Source organism: Pseudovibrio sp. SCP20, assembly GCF_057774105.1.
In genome coordinates this window covers 43,899-56,049 of record NZ_JBYMDH010000007.1, presented here as the reverse complement: position 1 = coordinate 56,049, position 12,151 = coordinate 43,899, and the positions used below count along the sequence as shown (strand labels likewise).

The window sequence follows — 12,151 nt, the reverse complement described above, 5'->3', positions numbered from 1 at the left end:
ACCTGTGTTCGCTTCACATAAGGTTATGAAGGCATATTATTCCAACAACTTAACAAATCTTGGGACAGATTATTTAATTCGCTCGCTAAAGACCAATACCCACTATTGGTGCAGTGAGAATAATCACAAAATCTGCTAAAACTGGTTATATCAGTTTCTGCTTGCAATTGGGTTCAACAGTTTCTGGGCAAACCCATTACCAACAACAGATAAGAACAGCTGCAAAGCCAAGAAATAACGGGATGTGTTCCCACATGGAGACGCCTATGAGAAATCTCCCAGACGTATACCGCGGTGTAGACGACCTGCGGGCTGCACTACTACCTCTGAGACGAGAAGGCAAAACAATCGCTCTGGTTCCAACCATGGGGGCTCTGCACGCAGGTCACCTGTCACTGGTCGAAAAGGCCCGGGAACTGGCAGACATCGTGATTGTTTCAATCTTTGTGAATCCAAAACAGTTCGCGCCGGGCGAAGATTTCGAAAGCTATCCAAGAACGGAAGCCTCCGATCTTCAGAAACTGGCGGAACATGATGTGTTTGGCGTCTTTGCTCCAAACGCAAAGGAAATGTATCCAAACGGCTTTGCCACATCCATTCAGATTGAAGGTCCGGCTCTGGGACTGGAAACAGATCACCGTCCGCACTTCTTCAACGGCGTAGCAACCGTGGTCGCCAAGCTTCTACTGGCTGTCCTGCCGGATGTGGCTGTCTTCGGTGAAAAAGATTATCAGCAACTGCGCGTGATCAAACAGCTGGCAAGAGATCTGCACCTGCCGACTCAGATCGTTGGGGCACCTACCATACGTGAAGACGACGGCCTCGCCATGTCCTCGCGCAACGAGTATCTGGATGACAAGGAACGCGAAACCGCGATCACCATCTCCCAGACGCTGACCACTGCACGCAACGCGCTTCACAACGGTGAAAACTGGATTGAAGTACGCAAGAAGGCTCTGGCAGTTCTGAAGCTCTCAGGCTTTGCCACAGACTACTTCGAGCTGCGCCACGCAAAACATCTGGGCACCCCGGTCGACGCCAAAGGCTCCCGCATCCTGGTCGCCGCCAAAGTCGGCGAAACCCGCCTGATCGATAACATCGAAGTTTAAAATTGCTTTCCGGGCAAGTGAACGCATTTGCCCGGAAGCCCACCCACTCTGAAACCTCCCAGAGCTCTGCTAGAAATACCCGACATAGCTGAGATAAGCACCTGTAGCGGTAAATACAGCACCAGTGGCGAGAACGCCCGTCTTCCCCATTTGCTGCGATTTTGTCATGTAATCAGGAATGACAATAAGGCTTGCCCCCTTCAGCGCAGCAGCGGCGCCAACCAGAGTTACGAGCGCACCAGCCACGCTGGACACTGTGAAATGATTGGCAAGCACAACCATTCCAACCACAAAATGCACAGCACCAAATAAATTGAGTAGAATCGGATTTGCATCTGATTGGGCAGCAATCATCCGCTGGTAAAAACCGCTGGAAACAAAGAAACCAAGGCCTGTCACGAAAAGATATGGCCCGGCAATCGACGCAATAAGCTCGGTCACAGCATGATCCCCCCAGACAGACAGCCGCCTGAAGAGTTTATCTCATCCAGCCTTCACAGATACAATCCGCAAAAAGGGAACGATTAAATCAGGCAGAGTTCCTGCAGCTCGCGGCGCATGGCCTCTGGCATTTCGGCAAGTTGATCGCTGTCGAGCATAGGACCGGTCACATCCGGCGGAGCATCTGACGCTTTCAGATAGCGCCAACCCTGAAACGCGCGGCGTGGCTGGAGCTGCGTCTGATGCAGATACGGCTCCATCACAAGATCACAACGCTTCTTGCCGGAATCATCTTTGTGAACACGGATATCGATCAGTTTCTGGCGAACCTGAACATTGCCTTTGATCACCCAGTACAGCGACCCACCATCCAGCAGCTCATCAATACGAGTCGGCACCATACGGGTCGTATGGATCTGCTCATCACTCAAACCGTGGGACAGCGCCAGAATCTGTCGCTGTTCAATGTAATTCCGCAGCTGGTCAACGCTTTCCACGCCAACACAGAGTTTCACCAGATGTAACGTCATAGCGCTCAAATAGCAGGTCGCTCAGCTGATTGCCAGAGATAGCACAACGCATACCTAACGCATTGCACAAACATATCGGTGATCACCACCTGCACATGCGCGATTGACTCGGTAGAACGATCACTCTACCAATTTAGCATGACTGATCTGGAACACACAATCTGCACGAAGCTGGAAGGCGTTTTTGCGGCCCGTGGCTTCACCGCACCCGGCGTGGCTGAGCTGCGTAAAGGCGCTGATGTGAGCCTGCGCACGCTCTACAAATACTTCCCTTCCAAAGAAGACATGATCATCGGCGCGCTGGAAGTCCGCCACCGCCGATACTTGTCCCTGCTAAAGGAAGCTGCAGAGACCGCACCACAGGACCGCCTCACGGCCATCCTCGGCACCATTGAACACTGGATGCAAACCAACGCCCCACACGGCTGCATGGACCGAGCGGCGCTCTCTGCCTATCCGGAGAGCGAGCAGGTCTCTCAATGCGTCACCAGACACAAGCAAGAGACGCAGGATCAACTGGCAGCCTTACTGGGGCTTCAGCACAAAGCAGGAGAGCTTTTCCTTATCCACGAAGGCGCCGTCTCCACCTATCCTCTCAACGGCTCTGAGGTCTTCAGCTGGGCCAAGTCCGCAATTCTATCACTCACACAGGAGACCGCATCATGAGCCAGCTCCCCACCACCATGACCGCAGTCACACTCAACGGCCACGGCGGCCCGGAGATGCTGGAGCTGCGCACAGACCTCCCTCTCCCCAAGCTCAGCCCTGAAGACGTCCTGGTGCAGGTTCTGGCGGCCGGTGTAAACAACACCGACATCAACACCCGCAAGGCATGGTACTCAAAGCAGGAGAGCAATGCAGAAGATGCCAGCTGGGCCGGACAGCCTCTCCAATTTCCCCGCATACAAGGCATCGATGTGTGCGGACAGGTCGTCGCAACAGGCAAAAACGTCAAACAGGATCTGATCGGCAAACGAGTGCTGATTGAGCCCTGCCTGCACCACGCAAACGGCGGACAACTGGAAACACCATGGTTCCTGGGCTCCGAATGCGATGGCGGCTTTGCTGAATATGTTTCAGTCGATCACCACCATATCTACCCAATCCAAAGCGCTCTGAGCGATCAGGAGCTCGCCTCGTTCCCTTGCTCTTACACAACAGCAGAAAACATGCTCACCCGCGCCAATGTGCAATCCGGCGAGCTGCTACTCATCACAGGCGCCTCAGGCGGTGTCGGATCAGCGGCAATCCAACTGGCCAAAGCACGCGGTGCCAACGTCATCGCCGTCTCCTCCGCCTCCAAAGCTCCACTATTGCTGGAGCTGGGCGCAGACCGCGTTCTGGATCGCAAGGACGACCTCACAGACAGCCTCGGCACCAACAGCGTTGATGTGGTGATTGATCTGGTGGCCGGAGAGCAATGGCCTGCGTTCCTGGAAGTTCTCAAGCCCAAAGGCCGCTACGCCGTTGCAGGCGCTATCGGAGGCCCATTGGTCGAGCTGGACGTCCGCACGCTCTATCTGAAGGATCTGAGTTTCTTCGGCTGCACAGTGCTGGAGCCGCAAGTGTTCGGCAATCTCGTCAGCCATATCGAAGCAGGCCGCATCAAACCGCTTGTCTCACAAACCTTCCCCCTCTCTCAAATCAAAGAGGCGCAGGAAGTCTTCGAGCAAAAGAAACATCTTGGGAAGATCGTGCTGCAAGTCGCCAGCTAAGCTGCAAAAGCGAGCTGAACAAAAACTGCCCTAACGTACAGAGCGTGATCAGCAGCACAGTACCGATTTTTGATAGGGGGTAGAAGCACTCAAAGAAAAAGGGATGCAGACGTCACATCTGCATCCCTGTCAAAATCCGCGTTTCAGGCAGTTGTCTTGGGATTAACTGCCGGCACCTGCAAATACGTAAAGCAGCGCCATAACGCCGCCGAGGGTTGCTACAGTCCACATAGTGAACCCCCAGCAGGACTTCTGAATTTCGTGATCCATAAAACACCGTTTAATGGTTGATAGATGCGCGCCGAGGAAACCTCGTCAGCACAGGGCGCACGGAATATTCCTTTTCCAATGAAAGCGCAACAGTAAAACGGCAAAATTTGGCTGGCCGCACCGTCGCACCTTGCTACGTAAAATTATCTACCTATTACCCAGTCAGATATACCTACCCAATAAAAACCCATAGCCCCAACAAGTTAGAGCTCTTTAGAACTGCTAAAATTATCGATAACCATAAAAAAATTCAGCCAAATTTTTTCGAGAAAAATTCGTTCAAAACTCGACTTTATTGAGAACCGGGTGCCGTATAGGACAACTCCAATTGTGTTTTTTGCGTACCTTGAGTCTGTTTTCGCTCGAAAATAGCTGGGCTCACACAGCTGCATGTGGCGCTCCGCCTCTAGCCGCTTCCCCCAAATCATGCCAAACATATAAAAACCCGCGCTCAAAACGCAGGCTGATTTCCGGACACAGGCTTAAAAACAGAAAGATCAATGCTTCAAATCCAGCTTTCCAACCTCATAGCCATCCTCTTTTTCGTCTTCTCATGGGGCTTGTACAGTTGGCTGGCCTATCGCAGCCCGTGGTCCAAACACACCCTCTCCCATGCCATGGATGCACACCGTTACCGCTGGATGCGCGCCATGCTGAGACGAGAAGTCCGCATCGCAGACACCAACATCGCCTCTGGCCTGCAACAGGGCACAGCATTTTTCGCTTCAGCCTCCCTGCTCGCCATCGGTGGTACGGTCACGCTTCTAAGCGCCATGGATGAGGTCACGGCTCTCGCCCAAACTCTCAATCTGCCATTTTTGGACGATCCGCTTCAAAACGAAGCCAAGACGTTTGGCCTGATGGTGATCCTCGCCTACGCCTTCTTCAAGTTCGGCTGGGCCTACCGCCTGTTCAACTACACCACCATCGTCATGGGCTCTATTCCAGACGACTGCCATGAAGAAAATGAAGAAGCCGTAGACGCATCCCTGCGCGCAGCACGACTGGCAACGCTGGCCGGGCGCCACTTCAGCAGCGGCCAGCAGGCTCTCTTCTTCGCTGTCGGATATCTGGGATGGTATGCAGGGCCGCTCATCTTCATCGGAACGACCCTGATGGTCACGCTGGTGCTGCTGCGCCGTCAGTTCTTCTCAAAGGCAAGGAAAGCCGTATTGCCAGGTCCAAATGCACAGGATCTGGTCAACTCCGGCGCCTGATAAACCTTCACCGGTGTGGGGAAGCCCTTGAGCGGGTATGTCCCCACATAGGTGTCCTCACAACAGTTCAGAATTTCAGCCACAGACTGCGACACAAGCATTTCCTGATTAAGGCGCTTGGACAGGTCTGCAATGCGTGCAGCCTCATTCACCACCGGACCAACAACCGTGAAGTCCAGACGCCGCTGACCACCCACATTACCAAAGAACACACGCCCTGAATGCACACCCATGCCCACATGGATGGCCGGCAGATCAGGAAACCCGCGGGCATTGGCGGCGGCCAGATCAGACATGCTCTCACGCAGTGCAGTCATGGCTTCAAACGCAGCAATTCTGGCGCTTTGTGCATCCGTATAAGGAAACACCGCCAGAACCTCATCACCAATAAACTTCAGAATTTCGCCGCCATGCTGCTCCACCCGTGAGGTGACAATGCCAAAATACTCATTCAGCAATTGCAGCAATGCTGTGTCTGGCAGGTAATTAGAGAAGCCGGTGAAGTTGCGGATATCGCTGAAAGCCACCACCGCATTGATATGCTCACCATCCCCCCGGCGGATCTCGCCATTCATCACCCGCCGTCCGGCACGTGTACCAAGATAGGTGTTCAGAATGCTCTCGGAAGCCTGACGCGAGTTGAACAGCTCACAAATCAGCGACAGCGGAGCGGAGATCTGATCAAACAGCGCCACATCTTCATCTTTAAAGCCATCCGGCGCGCGGGAGGCAAACGCCAACCCATGCACTTCTCCGTCTGAGAACGTCATGGGCACGGCCACATAGTCCGTGTACCCCTGATCCTTCAGCTCCTGAATGATCATCAGTTGATCAAACTCATCATGATGACCAAACTTATGCCGGATCGTTTGCCCGGTCTCAATGGATCGCTTCCAAAGGCTTTGATTATAAGACTCGCTCGTATCAGGCGTGCGCTCAAAGTAACGCACCCGTGGGCCAACCCCACGTTCCCAGATCAAGCCCTCGCCGTGATAATTCGGGTCCAGAATGGAGATGCCGGTGGAGATCCGGTCCACCTCAATGCCCAGCGCCTGCAAATGCTCTCCCAACACCGCAAAGATACGGCAGGGACGACCCAGCATTTTTGCGTCCTTAGAAAGCCACGCCATTAAATCGCAGAGGGAAAAAGACTCGCTATTAGACATTTACACCCCAGAGACGAGCGAAAAAGAAGACCACGTAAAATTACCCTGCCCGCAAGCAAACACGGTAAAAATTCCAATATTTTTCATCATTTACTTTTCAACTCAGACATTTACAGGAATACCCTCAAGAAACCCTCGCCTTTTTTGCTAGACTTTCTCCACAATTCAACACACGCAGGACGTGTAAATGCTTCAAATTTTAGAAATTTGTAGCCAACAACCTGCCCAACTCATATTTTCGCTCAAAAATATGAACGCAGCACGCATCTAGTGATGGCCCATCCAGTCACTGCGCACTTAATCGAGAAACCCAACAATGTTAGATCGCTTCTATCTGATCATCGATGGCACCCAGTGGCTGCCACGCGTCCTTCCTCTTGGTGTCAAATTTTGTCAGCTCCGTATCAAAGACAAGTCCGAGGATGAAATCCGATCTCAGGTCCGCGAAGCAAAGCAACTTTGCGACAAAGCCGGCGCAGTGCTTGTCGTCAACGATCACTGGCAGGCAGCGTATGACGCAAACGTGGGCTATGTGCATTTAGGACAAGAGGATCTGAAAACCGCTGATTTCCGCGCACTCCGTTCCGCGGGGATCTACTACGGCATTTCCACCCATGATGAAGCCGAGCTGGACGCAGCTCTGGCATTAGATCCTGAATATGTGGCCCTTGGACCGATTTACAATAGCACCTCAAAAGAAATGCACTGGCAGCCACAGGGATTGGAAACTCTGAAGAATTGGCGCGAGCGCACCAACAAGCATCTGGTCGCTATCGGCGGCATCACTCTGGAGCGTGCCAGCGACGTCTTCTCCGCCGGCGCAGACTCTATCGCTACCATCTCCGACGTCACCACCGCCACCAACCCCGAACACCGCACCGCCCAATGGCTCGAAGCCTCCAAGAACTGGCAGCGCTAAAAACAAAAGCCGCCTCAGCTTCTTCAGCTAGGCGGCTTTCTTTTAAGTAAGCATCAGAACCGGATCGATGCACCCGCACTGAAGCCATAAAACAGCAGAGTATCGTCCCCTTCCAGCACGTCGTAGTCTGGCAGGCCCACACGGTGATACTCTTCTGTACCATCAGAAACACCATTCAGAAGCATCGCATAGCCACCAACATTGAACGCCAGCCGCTCAGAAAACTGGTAGGTCAGCTTCGGCGCCACTTCAACAAACGCCGCGAAATGGTTCAGGTCTTCTTTCTTGCGAATATCAACGGAACTGTTGTTGTCACTTGTCAGGCGGCTTGAAAAATCAATACGGTTCAGACCAGCACCAACAGACGCCCGTCCTCCCAGATAAACCTTCTCCGCAACTTCATAAGCCCCTTCAACACCAAACTGCGCCCCAAAAATATGATTGTTGGTAGTGAGTTTCACGCGGTCAATGTGATTACGCGTGCCCAGATAGTCCGCCTCATTATCATAAAGCACCGATCCCAGCTTGTTGCGTTGTCCGATGTAGCGCAGCCCACCAAGGACAGTCAGACCATAAAACTCAGTCTCACGCTGGAGATTGAGTTCCCCACCCCACAACTCCCGCTGATAGTCATAGAAAAAGGCATAAGCTGAATCAGAGTTTCGAAAATCAGGGTTCTCAGGACCAGAAATGAGAGCGCCGCGATAGTCACTATCATAGGCTGCAGAGAACCTGTCACCGATAGGTCCGTCTCGATCAAAGTAGTCCCATTGCGAGGTTAGACGCCCGGAGTACATCCCAGAGAATTGCAGTTTATAGCCTGCCAGCTCACCAGTCCCTGGCACTACAACACTCAATCTCCCACCTGGCGCCCAGTCAAACCTATCCAGCTTGTTTGCGCTAAGAACATCCGTAGTACCGTACTTAACAATAAGGTCTCCTTCGCCAGTCCCTGCACTGGAAAGAGCCAAGCCTTCCAGATCCACCTGAATACCAGTATCAGCAGCAAACGAAGCACCAGATGCACAAACAACCAGAGACCAAAGCAAAGCTGAGCCACAGAGTTCCTTATTCATTTCCAAACCGCCCCTTTGGTTTTATCGATTAATTCGTACTACCCAAGGAAAGACTTCAAAACAAAAGGAAACCCGTGCGTCACCCCATATGTATTTACCCTGTATTATTTGCGCCACAGTGACGCAAACGGCACCTGAACAATAAAAAAGGCGCCCTGAAAGAGCGCCTTCTTCAAACATATAGTGAGCTTGTTTAGCTAAGCTCGGAGACGTTGTTGATCACTTTGCCAACAAGACCGTACTCGATGCCCTCATCTGGGCTCATCCAGTAATCGCGGTCGGTGTCTTTTTCGATGCGCTCCAGCGGCTGGCCGGTTGCGTCTGCGAAAATCTGGTTCAGACGATCGCGCATCTTGAGGATTTCTTTGGCCTGAATTTCGATATCAGTTGCCATACCGCCAGCACCACCGGATGGTTGGTGCAGCAGGAAGCGGGTGTTCTGGGTGCAGAAACGACGCTCTTTCGGCACAGACACGTAAATCAGAGCACCAGCGCTCGCCACCCAGCCCATGCCGAGAATACGAACTTCCGGCTGGATGAACTTGATCATGTCGTGGATCATGTCACCGGATTCTACATGGCCACCCGGAGAAGAAACAATAACGGTAATCGGGTCATTGCTGACCTGGGAAAGTGCAAGCAGACGGGAACAGACATCCTGAGCCATCTCTTGTGTCACAGGTCCTGTAATCAGCACTGTCCGCGCATCAAAAAGATGCTTGTCCACCGGGATGGACTTTTCAGGATTCTTTGGCGCGTCCTCATCACCTTCAAGGCGAATTGACGTCGAAGCACAATAGTCCGTCATGCGAATGACATGCTCCCTTTTATTCGCTACCGCCCCACGCGGCAGACTCTGATCAAACATAACTAAAAGATACTGCGGCAGACCGCAAACACGCAAAGTCATAGCCTAACAGAAATTCCCTAGGAAAAAGAGGGTGTTCTCCCCTCACTTTTGGTAGGTCCTTCGCTAGACCGCCGTTTCTCCACCTCTAAATCAATGCATTTTGCACATTTTCAGTTCGTTTGTTCCAACTTAAAGGCAAAGGAATAACGTTTTAATAACCTTGCAACTCACATAATCGGTAAAAATAACGATCTACCTATAGCTGATATAGACATGCAGGGGATGGTGTCTAGTCCTAGGACACAGCACAAAGGGATTTTCAGGTTTGACTGGTTTTATTGAAACGCTGGATGCCAACGTCCTATATCACTCGCCTGTCCCAACAGAAGACCAACGCGCCTTCGCCCGTGTCGACGTCCCCATGTACATTGTCGACGTCTCTCAGACAAAGTTGGTTTGGGCCAATGCAGCAGGTCTGACATTCCTCGGCCTGTCACTCAAGAACTGTATCGACCAGACCGGTGCCTTCAGAATTGAACTGCCTGCTCCATTTGATGATCCCTCTTATGAGCGGCAGCTCCAATCTTACCTGACCCGCGTACGGGAAGAAGGCCGCATCACCGAATGCATCACCGTCATCCCAAACGCTCAGCCGGTCTCCGTCTACTGTTCTATATCCCCTCAGCCACTCGTCTCAGGCAATCCGGGCCTGCTGGTTCAGGTCATTTCAGAGGTCGGCAATGAGCCGGAACAGGTGCGCAGCGCGCAGGTGCTGCTCTACACCACCTCTATGATCAGCATGTTTGATGAGAACGGCAAACTGATTTTTGAAAACCCGGCAAGCCGCCTCAACCGGCCTGATGGCTGCGAAGACCTGATCAACCGCATGTGCAACCGCCGCGATTTCGACGCGCTGCTGGATGAACTGCGCAAAACAGGCAAGGCAAACCTCGTCGCTCTCATGCACTCCTCTCAGGGAGAACGCTGGTTCGACCTGAACGCCCGCAGTGGATACGATCCGTTTTCCGGATCCCGTGCCATCCTGCTGAGCGCCTCAGATGTCACCAAACGCCTGAAAGCAGAACACGAAGTCCGCTACCTGGCCCACCACGACACGCTGACTGGCCTTGCCAACAGAACATTTCTTGAGATTGAAGCCGAGCGCTATCTGGATGAGACCCGCATCACCGGCAACCCCGGTGCGCTCATCTTCATTGATCTCGACCGCTTTAAAACAATCAACGACACCCTCGGCCATCTGGTCGGCGACGACCTGCTTGTCGTCATCGCTAAACGCCTGAAGGAAGTCGTCGAAGGCATCGGCTTTGTCGCCCGCCTCGGCGGGGATGAGTTCGTTGTGCTCATCGCCAACTTTGCAGATCACGACCTACTGGACGATATCAGCAGAGAAATCAGAACAGCCCTGTCTAAGCCATGCAAAGTGCGCGGACACATGCTGCAGGTCACCCCATCCATTGGCGTGTGCACCTACCCAGAACACGGCATTGATCTGGACACCCTCATGCGCAAGGCCGACCTTGCCATGTATAAAGCCAAGGATCTTGGCCGTGACCGCATCTGCTTCTTTGACATCTCCATGTCCAGGGAAGCAGAAGAACGTGTCAGTCTGGAAACCGCCCTGCGTCAGGCTCTGCGTAACAAAGAACTCGCTGTTCACTACCAGCCACGCGTCTGCGTCGCCACCAACCGCATTGTAGGTGCAGAAGGCCTGCTGCGCTGGCATCACCCAACCCGCGGCCTTGTTTCAGCAGCAAGCTTCATTGAGATTGCAGAGGAAGCAGGCATGATTGATGAGATCGGCGACTGGGTTGCCCGCGAGGCTATGCTGCAACAAAAGCAGTGGGCACAGGCTGGCCATGACATCGCGATCTCCATCAACCTGTCTCCGGCTCAGTTCCGCCGTGGTCGCATATCCCAGCGCCTGCACCGCATCCTCGTTGAGACCGGCGCGTCGGCCAGATCAATCCGGCTGGAAATCACCGAAAGCGCCTTGCTAAGCGATGCCAATGAAACGCTGAAAGAACTCAACGCCCTGCGTGATCTCGGCTTTACGCTGGAAATCGACGACTTCGGCACAGGCTACTCAAACCTGGGCTATCTCCAGCGCTATCCGGTAACAGCCCTGAAGATCGACCGATCCTTCATTGCCGACACCAAACGCTGGCCAATTGTGCAAATGATCGTCCAGATGGGTCGCCTGTTGAACCTCACTCTGGTGGCAGAAGGCATCGAGACCAAAGAACAGCTCCGCCAGATCCAGAAACTGCAGTGCCACGAATACCAGGGCTACCTGTACTCCCCAGCCGTAGCCCCCGAAACCTTCGAGTGCCTCCTAAACGGCCAACAAACCATAGCCCCACCCCCAAGAGCCCCAGCCTCCCAACTCGGCATCTTGGCCTAACCCAACCCAGCCTTCGCAGTGCGGCTCAGCTCTTCCAGCGCCGCCAGAGCATCTTCTGCCTTCTCTTCTGGCACGAAGATGTGGTCATGGTAATAGGCGGCGACGACGTTGGCGGAGATGTTGGCTTCGGCGAGGGCCTTGGAGAGGGCGGCGGTGAGGCCGACGGCTTCCAGTGAACTGTGAACGGCAAGCGAGATACGGCGGAAGCAAGGTTCGGTTTCAACGCCAGCTTTACCTGCATTCTCGATGGAAAGGATCGCCGTCAGGCCTTCATGCTCCCAGAACAGCCCAAGCGGGGAATGCTCTGCCAAGGCCTCAATACTGCCATTGGGAAAGGTGCAAAACACAAAGCTTTCTTCGGAAAGAGAAGCCTCCATGGACGCCAGCAATTCCTGCAAGTCCGTTCCGCCACGCTCTGTCATCTGTAAAAGCTCCC

12 protein-coding genes are annotated in these 12,151 nt (G+C 53.3%); 6 read left to right on the top strand and 6 right to left on the bottom strand.

Translation table 11 applies throughout. From position 1 onward, the window contains the following. Positions 1 to 266: 266 nt before the first annotated feature. Positions 267 to 1,109: a pantoate--beta-alanine ligase gene (gene panC / locus AC3CB2_RS22435; RefSeq protein WP_352936533.1), complete on the top strand. Its 843-nt coding sequence runs from the start codon at positions 267 to 269 to the stop codon at positions 1,107 to 1,109. A gap of 69 nt (positions 1,110 to 1,178) precedes the next feature. Here panC and AC3CB2_RS22430 read toward each other — a convergent pair whose 3' ends face one another. Both AC3CB2_RS22430 and AC3CB2_RS22425 read right to left on the bottom strand, forming a co-directional pair. After that, complete coding sequence (locus AC3CB2_RS22430) at positions 1,179 to 1,550, bottom strand: hypothetical protein (RefSeq protein ID WP_352936531.1); 372 nt, start codon at positions 1,548 to 1,550, stop codon at positions 1,179 to 1,181. 83 nt (positions 1,551 to 1,633) lie between these two features. Beyond that, complete coding sequence (locus AC3CB2_RS22425) at positions 1,634 to 2,080, bottom strand: DUF1489 family protein (protein WP_054784793.1); 447 nt, start codon at positions 2,078 to 2,080, stop codon at positions 1,634 to 1,636. A 138-nt stretch (positions 2,081 to 2,218) separates the two neighbouring features. Between AC3CB2_RS22425 and AC3CB2_RS22420 the strand changes: the two genes are divergently transcribed. The 3 genes from AC3CB2_RS22420 (at position 2,219) to AC3CB2_RS22410 (ending at position 5,282) form a co-directional block, all read left to right on the top strand. Further along, the gene (locus AC3CB2_RS22420) at positions 2,219 to 2,746 is read left to right on the top strand and encodes a TetR/AcrR family transcriptional regulator (protein ID WP_352936529.1); all 528 of its coding nucleotides are present in this window, start codon (positions 2,219 to 2,221) and stop codon (positions 2,744 to 2,746) included. After that, entirely contained in the window at positions 2,743 to 3,795 is a 1,053-nt protein-coding gene (locus AC3CB2_RS22415; RefSeq protein ID WP_352936527.1) for an alcohol dehydrogenase family protein, read from the top strand. The genes AC3CB2_RS22420 and AC3CB2_RS22415 overlap by 4 nt, the downstream gene beginning before the upstream one ends. Positions 3,796 to 4,565: 770 nt before the next feature. Next, on the top strand, positions 4,566 to 5,282 hold the full coding sequence (locus AC3CB2_RS22410; protein WP_352936525.1) for a DUF599 domain-containing protein: 717 nt from the start codon (positions 4,566 to 4,568) through the stop codon (positions 5,280 to 5,282). Here AC3CB2_RS22410 and AC3CB2_RS22405 read toward each other — a convergent pair. Next, the gene (locus tag AC3CB2_RS22405; RefSeq protein ID WP_352936523.1) at positions 5,207 to 6,385 is read right to left on the bottom strand and encodes an adenylate/guanylate cyclase domain-containing protein; all 1,179 of its coding nucleotides are present in this window, start codon (positions 6,383 to 6,385) and stop codon (positions 5,207 to 5,209) included. The two genes, AC3CB2_RS22410 and AC3CB2_RS22405, sit on opposite strands and share 76 nt — an antisense overlap. A gap of 379 nt (positions 6,386 to 6,764) precedes the next feature. Between AC3CB2_RS22405 and AC3CB2_RS22400 the strand changes: the two genes are divergently transcribed. Further along, entirely contained in the window at positions 6,765 to 7,367 is a 603-nt protein-coding gene (locus AC3CB2_RS22400; RefSeq protein WP_352936521.1) for a thiamine phosphate synthase, read from the top strand. 53 nt (positions 7,368 to 7,420) lie between these two features. Here AC3CB2_RS22400 and AC3CB2_RS22395 read toward each other — a convergent pair whose 3' ends face one another. Further along, complete coding sequence (locus AC3CB2_RS22395; protein ID WP_352936519.1) at positions 7,421 to 8,443, bottom strand: hypothetical protein; 1,023 nt, start codon at positions 8,441 to 8,443, stop codon at positions 7,421 to 7,423. Between the two features lie 193 nt (positions 8,444 to 8,636). Then, positions 8,637 to 9,251 carry an ATP-dependent Clp protease proteolytic subunit gene (locus AC3CB2_RS22390; protein WP_054784831.1) on the bottom strand — a complete coding sequence of 205 codons (615 nt, stop codon included), beginning with the start codon at positions 9,249 to 9,251 and terminating at the stop codon, positions 8,637 to 8,639. Positions 9,252 to 9,618: 367 nt separating this feature from the next. On the opposite strand from AC3CB2_RS22390, the gene AC3CB2_RS22385 reads away from it, so the two are divergent. Continuing rightward, complete coding sequence (locus AC3CB2_RS22385) at positions 9,619 to 11,715, top strand: putative bifunctional diguanylate cyclase/phosphodiesterase (RefSeq protein ID WP_352936517.1); 2,097 nt, start codon at positions 9,619 to 9,621, stop codon at positions 11,713 to 11,715. Here AC3CB2_RS22385 and AC3CB2_RS22380 read toward each other — a convergent pair. After that, positions 11,712 to 12,137: an ACT domain-containing protein gene (locus tag AC3CB2_RS22380; RefSeq protein ID WP_352936515.1), complete on the bottom strand. Its 426-nt coding sequence runs from the start codon at positions 12,135 to 12,137 to the stop codon at positions 11,712 to 11,714. The two genes, AC3CB2_RS22385 and AC3CB2_RS22380, sit on opposite strands and share 4 nt — an antisense overlap. Positions 12,138 to 12,151: the final 14 nt, after the last annotated feature.